The sequence below is a fragment of the Curtobacterium sp. NPDC087080 genome (assembly GCF_044745105.1).
Taxonomy (GTDB): Bacteria; Actinomycetota; Actinomycetes; order Actinomycetales; family Microbacteriaceae; genus Curtobacterium.
This window is the reverse complement of the sequence record NZ_JBIUZP010000003.1, coordinates 561,984-576,293: the sequence shown is the minus strand read 5'-3', so window position 1 is coordinate 576,293 and position 14,310 is coordinate 561,984. Positions and strand designations below refer to the sequence as shown.

At 71.5% G+C, this 14,310-nt stretch carries 16 protein-coding genes and 1 tRNA gene; 14 read left to right on the top strand and 3 right to left on the bottom strand.

The annotated features are described in order from the left end of the window. The first annotated feature begins 71 nt into the window (after positions 1-71). The 11 genes from serS to ACIPEQ_RS10925 all read left to right on the top strand — a co-directional run bounded on the left by serS (position 72) and on the right by ACIPEQ_RS10925 (position 9,364). Entirely contained in the window at positions 72-1,340 is a 1,269-nt protein-coding gene (gene serS, locus ACIPEQ_RS10975; RefSeq protein WP_402715169.1) for a serine--tRNA ligase, read from the top strand. Further along, positions 1,337-2,230 (top strand): HAD family hydrolase, encoded by an 894-nt coding sequence (locus ACIPEQ_RS10970; protein ID WP_402715168.1) that lies wholly within the window; start codon positions 1,337-1,339, stop codon positions 2,228-2,230. Before serS ends, ACIPEQ_RS10970 begins: the two co-directional genes overlap by 4 nt. Positions 2,231-2,321: 91 nt before the next feature. Further along, complete coding sequence (locus tag ACIPEQ_RS10965; protein WP_402715167.1) at positions 2,322-2,930, top strand: DUF3887 domain-containing protein; 609 nt, start codon at positions 2,322-2,324, stop codon at positions 2,928-2,930. 41 nt (positions 2,931-2,971) lie between these two features. Further along, on the top strand, positions 2,972-3,607 hold the full coding sequence (locus tag ACIPEQ_RS10960) for an ATP-binding cassette domain-containing protein (protein WP_402715166.1): 636 nt from the start codon (positions 2,972-2,974) through the stop codon (positions 3,605-3,607). Continuing rightward, positions 3,604-5,073, top strand: coding sequence for a hypothetical protein (locus tag ACIPEQ_RS10955; RefSeq protein WP_402715165.1), 1,470 nt, complete (start codon positions 3,604-3,606; stop codon positions 5,071-5,073). Before ACIPEQ_RS10960 ends, ACIPEQ_RS10955 begins: the two co-directional genes overlap by 4 nt. A 374-nt stretch (positions 5,074-5,447) precedes the next feature. Continuing rightward, a complete protein-coding gene (locus ACIPEQ_RS10950) occupies positions 5,448-5,621 on the top strand; it encodes a cypemycin family RiPP (protein ID WP_289469390.1) in 174 nt (57 codons plus the stop codon). Positions 5,622-5,737: 116 nt separating this feature from the next. Further along, a complete protein-coding gene (locus tag ACIPEQ_RS10945) occupies positions 5,738-7,522 on the top strand; it encodes a hypothetical protein (RefSeq protein ID WP_402715164.1) in 1,785 nt (594 codons plus the stop codon). Further along, positions 7,512-8,057 carry a DUF5819 family protein gene (locus ACIPEQ_RS10940; protein ID WP_402715163.1) on the top strand — a complete coding sequence of 182 codons (546 nt, stop codon included), beginning with the start codon at positions 7,512-7,514 and terminating at the stop codon, positions 8,055-8,057. Before ACIPEQ_RS10945 ends, ACIPEQ_RS10940 begins: the two co-directional genes overlap by 11 nt. After that, a complete protein-coding gene (locus ACIPEQ_RS10935) occupies positions 8,050-8,628 on the top strand; it encodes a CypD family RiPP peptide-cysteine decarboxylase (RefSeq protein WP_402715162.1) in 579 nt (192 codons plus the stop codon). The genes ACIPEQ_RS10940 and ACIPEQ_RS10935 overlap by 8 nt, the downstream gene beginning before the upstream one ends. Positions 8,629-8,745: 117 nt before the next feature. Beyond that, positions 8,746-8,830: transfer RNA gene (locus tag ACIPEQ_RS10930), tRNA-Ser, on the top strand. Between the two features lie 3 nt (positions 8,831-8,833). Continuing rightward, positions 8,834-9,364: a GNAT family N-acetyltransferase gene (locus ACIPEQ_RS10925; RefSeq protein ID WP_402715161.1), complete on the top strand. Its 531-nt coding sequence runs from the start codon at positions 8,834-8,836 to the stop codon at positions 9,362-9,364. 125 nt (positions 9,365-9,489) lie between these two features. On the opposite strand, the gene ACIPEQ_RS10920 is transcribed toward ACIPEQ_RS10925, so the two are convergent. Then, positions 9,490-10,317, bottom strand: a complete 828-nt coding sequence (locus tag ACIPEQ_RS10920) for a LuxR C-terminal-related transcriptional regulator (RefSeq protein ID WP_209823943.1) — start codon at positions 10,315-10,317, stop codon at positions 9,490-9,492. A gap of 111 nt (positions 10,318-10,428) precedes the next feature. On the opposite strand from ACIPEQ_RS10920, the gene hxlB reads away from it, so the two are divergent. Together hxlB and hxlA are read left to right on the top strand one after the other, a co-directional pair. After that, the gene (hxlB, locus tag ACIPEQ_RS10915) at positions 10,429-11,001 is read left to right on the top strand and encodes a 6-phospho-3-hexuloisomerase (protein ID WP_402715160.1); all 573 of its coding nucleotides are present in this window, start codon (positions 10,429-10,431) and stop codon (positions 10,999-11,001) included. A 76-nt stretch (positions 11,002-11,077) separates the two neighbouring features. Beyond that, complete coding sequence (hxlA, locus tag ACIPEQ_RS10910; RefSeq protein ID WP_402715258.1) at positions 11,078-11,716, top strand: 3-hexulose-6-phosphate synthase; 639 nt, start codon at positions 11,078-11,080, stop codon at positions 11,714-11,716. An 82-nt stretch (positions 11,717-11,798) separates the two neighbouring features. Here hxlA and ACIPEQ_RS10905 read toward each other — a convergent pair whose 3' ends face one another. Together ACIPEQ_RS10905 and ACIPEQ_RS10900 are read right to left on the bottom strand one after the other, a co-directional pair. Beyond that, the gene (locus ACIPEQ_RS10905; RefSeq protein WP_402715159.1) at positions 11,799-12,194 is read right to left on the bottom strand and encodes a hypothetical protein; all 396 of its coding nucleotides are present in this window, start codon (positions 12,192-12,194) and stop codon (positions 11,799-11,801) included. Between the two features lie 9 nt (positions 12,195-12,203). Beyond that, positions 12,204-13,613, bottom strand: coding sequence for a PepSY-associated TM helix domain-containing protein (locus ACIPEQ_RS10900; protein WP_402715158.1), 1,410 nt, complete (start codon positions 13,611-13,613; stop codon positions 12,204-12,206). 192 nt (positions 13,614-13,805) lie between these two features. On the opposite strand from ACIPEQ_RS10900, the gene ACIPEQ_RS10895 reads away from it, so the two are divergent. Next, positions 13,806-14,276 carry a BLUF domain-containing protein gene (locus tag ACIPEQ_RS10895; protein WP_402715157.1) on the top strand — a complete coding sequence of 157 codons (471 nt, stop codon included), beginning with the start codon at positions 13,806-13,808 and terminating at the stop codon, positions 14,274-14,276. Positions 14,277-14,310: the final 34 nt, after the last annotated feature.

Sequence of the window (14,310 nt, the reverse complement as noted above, 5' to 3'; positions counted from 1 at the left end):
ACGGGAGGCCCCTGGTCCGGCTGCCACGGGCCTCCCGTCCGGCGGTCACACGCTCCCTCTAGGATGATCCGGTGATCGATCTGCAGCTCCTGCGCGACAACCCTGACCTCATCAAGGCCTCGCAGGAGGCGCGCGGCGCCTCCGTCTCCGTCGTCGACGACGCGGTGTCCGCGGACACCGACCGCCGCGCTGCGATCACGTCGTTCGAGGCGCTCCGCGCCGAGCAGAACGCCTTCGGCAAGACGGTCGCGAAGGCCCCGAAGGACGAGAAGGCCGCGCTCGTGCAGCAGGCGCAGGCGCTCGCCGCACGCGTGAAGGAGGCCCAGGCCGAGGTCATCGCGGCCGAGCAGACCTTCGACCGCGTCGTGCGCGCGATCCCCAACGTCGTGCTGCCGGACGTGCCGAAGGGCGGCGAGGACGACTTCGTCACGCTCCGCACGGTCGGCACGAAGCCCGAGTTCGACTTCGAGCCGAAGGACCACGCCGACCTCGGCGAGCACCTCGGCATCATCGACATCCCGCGCGGCGTCAAGGTCTCCGGGTCGCGCTTCTACTTCCTCCGCGGCCTCGGCGCCCGGCTCGAGATCGCGCTCATGAACCTCGGGCTCGACCGTGCGGTGCAGCACGGGTTCGAGCCGCTCGTCACGCCGACGCTCGTGCGTCCGGAGACGATGGCGGGCACCGGGTTCCTCGGCGAGCACGCGGCGGAGGTCTACCGACTCGAGGCCGACGACCTGTACCTGACCGGCACGAGCGAGGTCGCCCTCGCCGGGTTCCACGCCGACGAGATCCTGTCGTTCGACGAGTCCGGCGACCCGATCCGCTACGCCGGCTGGTCGACCTGCTACCGGCGCGAGGCCGGCTCCGCGGGCAGGGACAACCGCGGCATCCTCCGCGTGCACCAGTTCAACAAGCTCGAGATGTTCTCGTACGTGCTCCCCGAGCAGGCCGAGGCGGAGCACCAGCGCCTCGTCGCGATGCAGGAGTCGATGATGCAGGACCTCGGGCTGCACTACCGCGTGATCGACGTCGCCGGCGGTGACCTCGGGACGAGCGCCGCGCGCAAGTACGACATCGAGGCGTGGGTGCCGACGCAGGGCACCTTCCGTGAGCTCACGTCGACGTCGAACTGCACCACGTTCCAGGCCCGCCGGCTCGACACCCGCTACCGCACCGAGAGCGGCAAGACCGCGCCCGTCGCGACGTTGAACGGCACGCTCGCGACCACCCGCTGGATCGTCGCGATCCTCGAGACCCACCAGCAGGCCGACGGGTCGGTGGTCGTGCCCGAGGTGCTGCGCCCCTACCTGGGCGGCGTCGAGGTCATCGAGCCCCGATGAGCGCCCACGAGCGGTTCGTCGACGGGTCGGCGCAGGGCGGCGGGTCCGCGGCTGGTGCTGCCGGTGCTGCCGGTGCTGCAGCGCCGGCGCGCACGAAGCGATGGCTCGTCGCGCTCGACGTGGACGGCACGACCATGCGCGAGGACGGCGTCATCACCGACGCCGTGATCGAGGCCGTCCGCGAGGCCGAGGCCGCCGGGCACGAGGTCATGCTCTCCACCGGTCGCAGCGAGGGCATGACGATCCCGCTGCTCGAACGCCTCGGGCTCCGCTCGAAGTACGTCGTGTGCGCGAACGGAGCCCTGACCCTGGCCCGCCAGGACGACGGCACCTACGCTCGCGTCCACGTCGAACGGTTCGACCCGACCGAGGTCCTGCAGGTCATCCACGGCGCGCTCGCGAACGCGGCGTTCGGCGTCGAGGACGAGACCGGCCACTTCCTGCTCTCGGGGAACTTCCCCGACGACACCATGACCGTCGCCGGCGAGCACGTGCCCTTCGAGCAGCTGCTCGGGACCGAGGCGACCCGCGTCGTCGTGATCTCGCCCGGGCACGACACCGAGGACTTCCTGCAGGTCGTCGAGCGCATGGGGCTGCAGAAGGTGTCGTACTCGGTCGGCTGGACCTCGTGGCTCGACATCGCTCCCGAGGGTGTGACGAAGGCCACCGCGATGGAGCGTGTCCGCGAGTGGCTCGACATCCCTCGCTCCCGCGTCATGGCGGCGGGCGACGGGCGGAACGACATCGACATGCTGCGGTGGGCATCGACCTCGGGCCGCGGTGTCGTGATGGGGCAGGCTCCGGACGACGTCGTCGACGCGGGCAACGAGCTCACCGGCGGGGTGACCGACGACGGTCTGGCGGCGGCGCTCGACACGCTGCCGCGGTAGTCCTCGGCTGCCTGGGGCTCCCGTGTCGTGGCCAGCCGGCGCTGCCACTTCGAGTCCGGCCTGGGCACTCGTGTCAATGTAGGCTTGACGCATGCAACCGAATCTCTACGAGCAGGCGTCGAACGTGCATCGTGCCGTCGGCGACATCATCGCCTCGCCCGTCCTCGGGGACGGGCAGGAGCCACTGGACACGGTGGCAGCGGCGAACCGCGTCTGTGAACAGGCGACGGCGCTCTTGGCGGCTTCGGTGGAACGCGCGCGCAACGAGGGTGTCACGTGGCAGCAGATCGGGGACGTCCTCGGGGTCTCTCGGCAGGCGGCGTTCCAGCGGTTCGGCAAGCCGGTCGACCCGGCGACCGGCGCGACGCTCGACACCGCCGTGCTCCCCGACGCGACGGAGTTGGCAGCATCCGTGATCGACCTGCTCGCGTCCGGACGATGGGACCAGGTGACCAGCCAGTTCGACGATGCGATGCTCCGGACGGTCACCACCGACGGCCTCGCCGCCGCGTGGACGCAGATCATCGCCGCGGCGGGGGCGTTCGAGCGTCGTGGCGAGACCGAGTCCGTCCGCTCCGCCGGGCTCACCGTCACGAACACGCCCCTCGCGTTCGAGGCGGGCGACTTCACCGCCCGCATCGCGTTCCGCGACGACCGTCGCATCTCCGGACTGCTCGTGCTCGCCGGGCCGGCGTCGTGACCCCCGTCCCGGGTCGGTCCACAGCTCCCGAGCAGGACACCGTGGTCGACCTGCGCGACGTCGAGGTCGTCGTGGACGGCACGACGCTCCTCCCCAGGACGAGCGTCGCGGTCGGGCGCGGGCAGGCGGTGGTCGTCCGGGGGCACAACGGCGCGGGCAAGTCGACGCTCCTCCGTGTCGTCGCGGGGATGCGGACGCCGACCTCGGGGAGCGCGACCGTCGGTGGTGAGCGGATCTCCAAGCGTGACGCGACGTTCCGACGTCGTCTCGCTGCGATGATCGGGCTGCCGCCGATGGCACCGGACCTCACGATCCGCGACCACGTCCGCATGGTGTCGGCGACGTGGTTCAGCGATCCCGACGAAGCGGAGGCAGTCGCTGCCGAGACGATCGGATCGCTCGACCTCCAGCGGCTCGATCGTCGCTTCCCGCACGAGCTGTCGACCGGGCAGCTCCAGGTCGCGGCGCTCGCCGTCGTGCTCGCTCGACCGTTCGACGTCCTCGTCCTCGACGAGCCGGAACAACGCCTCGACCAGGACCGACTCGCCGGAGTGAGTGACGTCCTCGCAGCGCGCCGGGATGCTGGTGCGGCGCTCATCATCGCGACGCACAGTACGACCCTCGCCGACAGCCTGGCCGACCACGTCGTCGACCTCGACGCCGACGGGTCGCGATGATGAAGCGCGCCGCGGCCGTCTTCGAGATCTGGCGCCGTCGCGACGAGCGGACGGTGGGAGACCGCGCGTTCATCGCGTACGCGCTGGTGCTCGTCGGGCTCATCGTGGTGGCGCCGGTCGTCCGGGCGACCTGGATCGGTCTCTCGACCCCGCCCGCGTCGGCGACGCTCACATCACCGATGGCGCCGTCGGTCGCAGCGTTCCTGCTGGCTGCGTCGTGGTCCACTGCGCTGCTCGTCGGTCGCCGACGCGGCCCGGCCGTCCTGGCACCGATCCTCGTGCACGTCCTGGCGGACAGCGACGTGCCGCGGATCCGGGCGTTCGGCCGGGTCGTCTCGCTGTCGACGGCAAGCGTGGCGTCCTGCTTCGCGGGTGTGGCCGGCCTGGTCGGCTCAGCGGCGCTGGGGGGCGACGTGGGTGCGATCGGTCCCGTCGTCGACTTCGTCGTCCGCGGTGCCGCGTTCGGCGCGGTCGCGGCGGTCCTGTGGCTCCTCGGCGAGGCGGTGCCGAGGGCATCGACCTGGGCGGCGGGTGCCGTGCTCCTCCTCGGCGGGGTCGCGCTGGTTTCGCCGGACCGTCCGCTCTGGGCCTGGGCCTGGGTACGACCGGAGGTCGTGCCCCTCACGACCCTCGTCACCGTGGTGATCGCCGTGGCCGCGCTCACGAGCGTCCCCGCACTCCTCGAACGTGTCGAACCGGCGCGGCTCTCCGAGCAGGCCGCCGCGTGGGACACGGCGGTCGCGCACGCTGTCAGCCTCGACCTGAGTTCGGCCTCGGGCACGTACCACGCGCTGCCCTCGTGGGGGCGGGACCTCAGTGCCGTCGTAACGTCGAGGTCGGTCGCCGTCCTCGTCGTCGTTCGGGACCTCGTCGCGGTCGTCCGGACGCCGGAACGGCTCCTGACCGGCGTGCTGCTGTCGGCGGCGGGCGGTGGTCTCCTGGTGGTCGCGGCCGTCTCCGGGCCGTACGGTGCGCTCCTCGGCGTCGGCGCTGCCGTGCTCGTGTACTCGGGGACGGGGTCGCTGTCGGCCGGTCTCTACCACGCAGCGCGCGTCGCGTCGGACCTTCCGCTCTACGGCGTCCGTGACGGGGTCCTGCTCCTCTGTCACGGCGTCCTGCCCCTCGGAGCGTCCGTCCTCGTGACGGGAGCGGTGGCCGCCGGCACGGGTGTCGCCGCGGGGGCGCCCGTCGTCGCGCTCGTCCACGCCGTCGTCCTGGCAGTCGCCGCCGCGGTGGCTCGAGGAAGCGATGCGCTGCGAGGACCGACGCCGCTGTTCCTCCTCACCCCGGCGCCGTCCGCCATGGGCGACCCGATGCCGATCATCCGGGTGCTCTGGGCGATGGACTCCTTCGTGCTGACCGTCCTCGTCGGCTCGGCCGTGGGGGCCGGTTCCGCCGTCGGCGCCGGGGCGATCGCGGTGATCATCCTCGTCGTCCTCGTCGTCCGGTGGGCACGGCGGCCCTGACTCTGCGGCGGTCCTGGACACGACCGAGGGGCTTTGCTAGCGTCGTGTCACGTCACCCGATCGAGGGGCATCTGGTGGCGGGGGGTGCTGATCAGCACGCCCGAGGGGGAGCTGCAGTGATGCAGCGCGAACGGGGGAACCATGTCGCAGCGAACATGATCGCCGATCGCAACCGATGTCTTCGGGAGCGAGCGGATGCTGATCGCTCGGCGCAACGATGCGCCTGAGTGGGGTGTCGCCGCGTGTTGGAGCCATGTGCTCTCGACCGCTCCTGGTCGACCTGTTCGGCGTGCTCGGACGCCGAACACAGCCGTCTCCGTGGGAGGCGAATCCGCTGGTGCAGGGGCACCGGCGTTCAGGAAAGGGAGAGTCACATGCAGTCAGAGATCCTCGAGGTGCAGGCGTTCGCGAACTCCGCACTCCGGTCCGTCGACGCTGAGATCGGCGGCGACAGCTCGATCCCGGCGATGACCACGCCGACCGTCGTGTTCACGCCCGCAGCGGCGGAGTACGTGGTCGCGGGGAGCACCATCTGCCTCATCTGCTAGGCGCAACGAGCGTTCCCCGCCCGGTCACCGGGCGGGGAGCCGCTCCGCCGCTCGGTCACCGGGCGCGGAGTCCTCACGACCGCCCAGCACCGACGAGACGGAACAGTGCACCTCAGATGACCCTGACCTTCCGGCGCCGACCAGCACGTGCCGGCACGCCGACCCCCGCCGACCGACGCCAGGGCGCGGTGAACGCGACGATGGCCCCGATCGCGATCGGGCAGATCCTGGCCTCGGTCGAGTCCATGACGATCGGTCGGCTGTACCGTCGTGACAACCTGCTCAGGGGGGTCTCAGCCCGCGGAGCACGAGTCGGTACGCTCCGACATCGGCTGCTCACCGTCCTGGATTCCCCGACGACGCCGCAGATCCTCGCTGCCGTCAACCTCGTGAGTGCGACCGCGTTGCTCCTCGGACGGAACCGGCGTCCGGTCCAGATCGCCTCGAACGTGGTGATCGGCCTCTGCAACCGGCTCAACGAGATCCGCACGCCGTACGGTCGAGACGGAGCCGACCAGATGACGGCGGTGATCACGCAGTACCGATCGCTGTCTGCTCTGATCCCCGATGCCGCACGGTCAGATGACCTGTTCCTCCGCGCGGTGAACTACCAAGCCGCGCTGAGCTACTTCGTCTCCGGTATCTCCAAGGCCTTCGGATCGAGCTGGGTGCAGGGCGACGCCCTCGGGGAGATCGTGCGCACCCAGGCGTACGGTGGCGGTCCCGCAGCCCGGCTCCTCCGTGACCGTCCCCGCCTCGCCCGGTTGCTCACCTGGAGCACGCCGCTCTGGGAAGCGTCGTTCCCCCTGATCTACCTGCTCCCCGAGCGGTGGGGCCGGCGTGCGCTGTGGGGAGTGAAGGGCTTCCACGTCGCCGTCGCCGCCGTCATGGAACTCCCACGCTTCGTGTGGGGGTTCACCGGTTCGCACGGAGCCGTCGGGTACGCGTTGTCGCGACACCGGCTTCCCTCGTCGAACGTCGAACGGGTGGTGCTGACGGCAACGGCGGCAGTCGCTCTGACTGCCGGTACGTACGCCGCCGCCCAGCGGGCCCAGGACCGAGATCGTCGCGCGGGCCTGAAGGGGTCCGTGCTGCTCGAACTGGAGGACGGCGTCGTCGAGTACCGGCACGTGCCGCCGACGGATCCGGCCGTCGATGCCGACACTGCGCCGGTCGTGATCCTCGAAGCGGGTCTCGGCAACGCGCTCGATGCCTGGGCCTGGGTCGCGGACGGTGTGTCCCGCTCGGCTCACGTGCTCGCCTACCATCGCCGTGGCTACGGCCGGACCACCTCGAGCGCGGATCCCGGTCGCGCGGTCGAAGCCCTGGTGCGGACGGTGGGCTCGAGCGGTCCCCTCATCGCAGTGAGCCACTCGATCGGTCTGCTCGTGCTCGCCGGTCACGCCGGTGGTCAGGTGGACGGCAGGGCGTTCGCCGGGATCGTCCTCGTCGACGGCACGGATCCCGACCTCTTCGACGCAGACCGCGCTGACCGGCGACGCGTCGGCACGTACCTCCAGTCGCAAGCGCACACGATGTTCGCGGCGCTGAGCGGGGTCTACAACTTTGCCCCGAACGCAGTCGCCCGTCAGACCAGGTACGAACCCGACCAGCAGAACGGCACCCTGCAGTTCATCTTCGCCCCACGGAACGTCTACCGCGCGACGCGGGAGTACTTCGAGCTTCCCACCGCCGGAGCGATCGACGCGCTGCGGGAGGTGCCGGTACGGTACCTCGTCGCATCCGAGGAGAACGCGGCGCAACAGGAGAGCCTCGCGCGCAAGCTCGCCGCGGAGCATCGGCTCGTACCGGCCTCGTCCCACCGGTCTGTGATCGGCTTCCGGGAGAACGCCGCGCAGGTCGTCTCGGTGATCGAGGAGGCGCTCGACCGTGTCCGTTGACCTCCGCCGCGCCGCCGGCACCGCTGCGGCCGTCGCCATCACCGCTCATCTCGTCGCGACCTCGCTGTTCAACACGCCGGACTCGTTCAACCTGGACCTGCGGCGCTACGTCGGCGGCTGGACGGTACCGGGCTGGCGGTTCTTCGCTCCGAATCCCGGAGTGCAGAACGTCCACCTGCTCGTCCGGACCCGTGGAGGGTCGACCCGCACTGCTCCGAGTGACTGGGTCGACGTCACCCCCACGATCCGGCACGGCTTCTGGAACGTTCTGATGAACCCGAAGAGCCGCGGGCCGAAGGCGTTGTTCGACGCAATGCAGCAGCTGTCGGTGATGAAGGCGAACTACTCCCAGTTCGACTGGATGGTGAGCAGCACTGCGTACGAGCTCGTGCGGGATGCAGCATCGGGTCTCGTCTCCGGGGGAGACTCGCACGAGTTCCAGTTCCTCCTGATGAACTACTTCCCGGCGGCACCTCCCGAGAAACGCATGCAGCCCATCCTCGTGTCGCGATGGGAGGGACGCTTCCATGCCTGACACCCTTCCGACGTTCGCCGGAGCCGAGCTGCACCTGCACGTGAGCGGGGCGGTCGCAGCATCGCTCGTGCCCTGGTGGATCAACTGGTTGCGCTTCACGTCGCCGGAGGTCGTCGTCAACGTCTCCGTCTCGACGCACGCGACGAGGTTCGTGAGCACCGACGCCGTACGCGCGCTCGCGAACGGAGAGGTCTGGCTCGACGAATGGGAACAGGACGCACTCCCTCACTCCTGGAGGGACGGCCGCACGGGGAGGTCCGAGTGCATCATCGTGTTCCCGGCATCGCTCGACACGATCATGCGCCTCGCCCAGGGCCGAGCGGACTCCCCGGCGCTCATGATGATGCAGTTGACCGAACTGCCGCTCATCATCGCTGACGTGTCCCCGGCGTCCAACGCAGTCATCGACCATTGGCGCACGCTGCTCCTCCAGCGCCCGAACGTCGTCTTCGCGCCCGCGGTCGACACGCCGCGGGCCGACGACCGGAGCACGACGCAGAGCGGCTTCAACCTCCCGGGTGCGCTCGCTCTGGCGAACGAGCGCCTTGCGCGTCCTGCCGGACGAGCCTGACCGTCCCGGTAGTACGGCGGAGCGCACTGCGCGCATCGAAGGATGCCTCGCTCGCCGCTCCGGTGGACCGCTAGACTGCCCGGGACACGGTCACGTCTCGCCACGTGGTCGTGTCATGGAGGGTTGTCCGAGCGGCCGATGGAGCCTGTCTTGAAAACAGGTGGGCAGTGATGTCTCGTGGGTTCGAATCCCACACCCTCCGCACATGAGCACCGGGACCCGCCTCCGACTGATCGAGCTGTCCGATGCAGCCGAGCTCGCCGCGATCGTCCTCGCGAGCGCCGACCACCTGCGACCGTTCGAGCCGACGCGTCCGGACAGCTACTTCACCGAAGCCGGGCAGCGCGCGACCATCGGCGTCCTGCTCGCCGCCGCGCAGAAGGGCGGCTCGGTGCCCTTCGTGATCGTGGGAGATGACGACGAGTTGCTCGGACGGATCACCCTGAGCGGAGTGACCCGCGGAGCCCTGCAGTCGTGTGCGCTCGGGTACTGGATCCGTGCCGACCGCACGCGGCAGGGGCACGCGACCCGTGCGGTCGGACTCGCGGTGGACCACGCGTTCCGGGAGCTCGGGCTGCACCGGGTGCAGGCCGAGACGCTGCCGGAGAACACGGCGTCGCAGCGGGCGCTCGAGCGGAACAGCTTCGAGCGCTACGGGTTCGCGCCGCAGTACATCCGGATCGCCGGCGCGTGGCGCGACCACGTCATGTTCCAGGTGCTCGCGCCGGACGCCTGACGCGACGTGCTCCCGATCGTGCGCGAGCAAGTCGAACCACGATCCCGACGTCGAACCAGTCCGGGTTGCTGGTTCGGTGTCGGAAACGTGGTTCGACACGGAGGCGAACCACGGAAGGGCCGGTCTCAGGGCCGGGCGCCGAGGGCGGCGAGCTCCGCTCGGGTGCGGGCGCCGTGCTTCCGGAGCAGGTTCGCCACGTGGTACTTCACCGTGTTCGGGCTGATCCCGAGTCCCTCGGCGATCTCCCGGTTCCCGACGCCGGTCACCACGAGGCGCAGCACGTCGCGCTCGCGGTCGGTCAGCCCGCTGTCGTCGGGCAGGTCCACCGCTCCGGGTGCGGGATCGAGGGGGAGCGAGATGTCGAGCGTCGAGCCCCACCCCGGCGTGGAGTCGACGTGCATCGTGCCGTCGAGGGCGACGACCCGCTCGGCGATCGGCCGGACGGCGTCGTCGTGGGTGTCGAGCGTGCCGGCGCCGTCGTCCCGCAGCTGCATGAGCAGGTTGCGCCCGTCGCAGTCCCACTGGATGCGGACCCGTCGGGCGACCCCGTCGTCGACCAGGGCGAGCACGGCCGTCCGGACGATGGCTCGGGCGCTGTGTGCGACGTCCCCGGGCAGGGCCCTACCGGTCGCCGGCGGCTCGACGAACTGCACGTCGAGGTCCCCGAACCGGACGAGCGGGCGGAGGTCGGCCCGCAGCCGTGAGAACGCGCCGGTGACGGGCTCGAGCAGGGTGCTCCGCTGCCGGTCGGTCACGGTCCGGAGTTCGACGAGCGCGGCCGAGGCGATCTCGACGGCCTCGGCGCGGGCAGCGGCGTCGGACAGGCGGTTCGCGCGCAGGGCGGCGAGGACCGACTCGAGGGTCAGCGCGTGGCGGTCGGCCTGCTCGGCGACCGTCCGCGCGTGCTCCGACGCCGCGATCCGGCTGGCTGGTGCGTCCGGTCCCGTCTCCACGAGGACCGAACCTACCCGTCCCACCCGGACGGACGATCCCACCCGATCGGGTGGGCGGACCGCCTGCCCGGGCAGCGGCGCGATCGACCCCGCGCGAGGAGCATCGGAGCCATGGCCACCACGACGACCGCCGACGCCCTCGGGCTGATCGGCGACGAGCTCCAGGACCTGATCGCCGCCGTCCGCGGTTCCGACCAGGCGCCGTTCGCGCGCGCCCTCGACCTGCTCGTCGACGCCGAGCGCGTCTTCGTGCACGGCGCCGGCCGCTCGGGCCTGGCGCTGCGGATGACCGCGATGCGCCTCATGCACCTCGGGCTCGACGTGCACGTGGTCGGCGAGGTCACGACGCCCGCGATCCGGCAGGGTGACCTGCTGCTCGTCGCGAGCGGCTCGGGCACGACGGGTGGCATCGTGCAGGCGGCACGGACCGCGTCGGACGTCGGCGCGCGGGTGCTCGCCGTGAGCACGACGGACGACTCGCCGCTGTCCGAGGTCGCCGACGCCACGCTCGTGCTCCCCGCGGCGACGAAGACCGACCGCTCGGGCACGGCCTCGGCGCAGTACGCCGGCAGCCTGTTCGAGCAGGGCGTCGCGTTGCTCGGGGACGCCCTGTTCCACGCGCTCTGGCAGCGCAGCGGGCACTCTGCCGACGACCTGTGGCCGCGGCACGCCAACCTCGAGTGACCCGATCGTGACGCCGCGCGTGCCACCCCAGCGCGCCGTCGACACCCCCACGAACCACCACCGGAAGGACACCACCATGCAGCTCCAGTTCGCCATGGACACCCTCACCACCGAGGCCGCCCTCGACCTCGCCGGCAAGGCCGCGCCCTACGTCGACGTCATCGAGCTCGGCACCCCGCTGATCAAGAGCGCCGGCCTCTCCGCGATCACCGCGATCAAGGAGGCGCACCCGGACAAGGTCGTCTTCGCCGACCTCAAGACGATGGACGCCGGCGAGCTCGAGGCCGACATCGCCTTCTCGGCCGGGGCCGACCTGGTCACCGTGCTCGGCGTCGCCGGTGACTCCACCATCGCCGGTGCCGTCAAGGCCGCGAAGGCGCACGGCAAGGGCATCGTCGTCGACCTGATCGGCGTGCCGGACAAGGCCGCCCGCGCGAAGGAGGTCGTCGCGCTCGGCGCCGAGTTCGTCGAGATGCACGCCGGCCTCGACGAACAGGCCGAGGAGGGCTTCACCTTCGAGACCCTGCTGCGCGACGGCGAGGCCTCGGGCGTCCCGTTCTCGGTCGCCGGCGGCATCACCACCGACACGATCGGTGCCGTGCTGGCGTCCGGCGCCCGCATCGCGGTCGCTGGCAGCGCGATCTACAGCGCCGACGACGTGGCTGCCGCCGCGTCCGCGCTGCGCGACGCGATCTCGGAGCCCGCCTCCGCCTGATCCGCACCACCTGACGGACGGGAGGCCCGTGGCGACATCGCCACGGGCCTCCCGTCCGTCCCCGGTCCTGACCGGACCGTCCTCAGGGCTGGTACGGCCGCTGCGGCCACGGGGCCACGAGCGCGCCTCCCGTCGTCAGGAGCGACAGCACGAGCCCGAGCAGTGAGTCGGCGAGGAACGCGACGGCGGCGAACCGCGCCGCGGACCGCGGGTCGCGCCGGGCCCACTGCGCCGCGATGACGAGCACGACGAGCCCGACGACGTGCCCCACCAGGAGGCCGCCGAACGCGAGGCCGGAGTTCGGGTTCGGGCCGGAGCGGTCCGGGGTCGCGCCGCGCGTCGCCTCCTCCGTCATGAGGAACAGGAACAGCCAGGTGGCCGCACCGCCCAGCACACCGAGTCCCGCGAGGACCCAGTACACGGCTGCCCGACCCGTCGATCGCCAGCCCCGCTGATCCTGTGTGCTCGCCCCGGTCACCCCGCCAGGCTACCGCCGGGCCCTGCGCCGACCGGAGGTGGCGAGGAGAGCGTCGACCAGCAGGAACCCGAGCAGGGTGACCCCGACGACCGGCAGCAGCAGGGCGAGGCCGACGGCGACCACGACCACCGCGGCGGTGCCCCACCACGGGGCCCGGGCCAGCGCCCCCGCGGCCGGGGCACGACCGGAGCGCGCGCCCGCGGGCCGGCGCTGCCACCACATGACGTACCCGAACACGACCATCGCTGCGATCCCGAGTGTCGCCAGGAGCAGCACGACCTGGTTCGCCAGCCCGAACAGTGCCCCCATGTGCGTGTTGATGCCGAGCTTCGCGGCCTTCGCCATGAGCGGGTAGTCGGCCCAGGTGACCCCGGACACCGCCGTCATCGTGCTCGGGTCCACGGCGACGGCGTTCATCGCGACCGGCCAGCTGAGCTTGATCTCCTCGACCGTCCACGCGGTGCCGGCCGTCGCCGGCGGGCGGATCCGGACCTCGGCTGCCCGGACGCCGGAGTCGCGGGCGACCGCGAGCACCTGGTCGAACTGCTCGGGCGTGGTCGTCACCGAGCGCATCGTCATCGCACCGCCGCCGTGGTGTCCGGCGTGCTCGCCGCCCGGAGCCGACGCTGCCGACGACGGGTCGCCGAGTGCGGTGTCGACCGTCGGTGCCTGCCAGCTGAGCGCGGACCGGAGCGAGCTGACGTTGTCGCCCGCGAAGTGCGACCAGGTGATGCCCGTGGCCGACAGGAACAGAGCGCCGAGGAGCACCCACGCGCCCGTCGCCGCGTGCCACGAGAACGTCCGCCGGTACCCGGTCACCCGGTTGTCCGGCAGCACGAGGTCGCGCTTCCGACGGGCTCGTCGGATGCGGAACGCCCAGAGGCCGATGCCGGCGAGCGACACGATGCCGAGCCACGACGCCGCGGTCTCGCTGTAGAGCCGTCCGACGTCGCCGAGGAACAGGCTGCGGTGCAGGGTGCTGATCCAGGTGCGGAAGGGGAGCGAGCCCGACGTGCCGTACACCGGCAGGTCCCCACGCACGGTGGCGTCGCCGGGGTCGACGAACACCGCGCGGGTCTGGGACTCGAGCAGTCCTTCCTCGGTGAACATCACGCGCGTGGTGGTGCCGGGCTCCGGAGCCGGTCGGACCTCGGCGACGGTGTCGTCCGGGTGGCGCTCGGCGACGTAGCGCTCGGCGGCGGCGACCTGGTCGGCGAGGGGGAGCGCCGTCGCCGTCGAGGGCGCCGTGAGCTCCTGTCGGTACACGCCCTGCTCGATCGACGGGGCGAGGGCGTAGACGGCGCCGGAGAGCGCGGCCACCAGGACGAACGGGCCGACGAAGAGCCCTGCGGTGAAGTGCAGACGGAGGAGGAGCTGGGCGAACCAGCCGCGGGACGGCGGCGGGGCGGTGACGGGCATCGGAGCGCGGGGTCCTGTCGGGCTGGCGAGCTGGCGAGCTGGCGGGCTGTCGGTCGGGAGTGCGGCACGGCGCCGCACGAGCGCTCACTCTACAAGACGTAGAACACCGCGGTCGTCCGCACACCGCACCTCGATGCGGTGTGCGGACGACCGCGTTGACCCTCCACCCGAGCAGGACACAGACTGGCGCCGATGACGCAACTCACCTCACTCGTGTACATGTCCGTCGCCGTCGACGAGATGACCGACGACCAGCTGGTCGCCATGCTCCGTGAAGCCCGCCTGCGCAACGACGCGCTCGGCGTCTCCGGACTCCTCCTCGCGAAGGGCGGCCGCTTCATGCAGGTGCTCGAGGGTCCGTCCTGGAGCGTCGAGGACCGCTTCGCCGCGATCGAGCGCGACACCCGGCACCACGACGTCAAGTCGCTCTCCCGCGAGGACATCGAGGCCCGCCGCTTCGACGGCTGGTCGATGGCGTTCGGCAACCCCTCGGACCTCGAGGTCCGCGACGAGCCCGGCTTCAACACCTTCCTCACCGAGCGCTCCGGCCTGCCGGCCGACCTGGCCGGCTCGCCGGCCGACTGGCTGCTCCGCTGGTTCCGTGGACGCGACCTGCAGGACGTGCCCGAGGAGCGGATGACCCTGGCCCGTCACGCCGCCTAGCCGTCGTTCCCGACGACCCAGCGCGACCACCCTC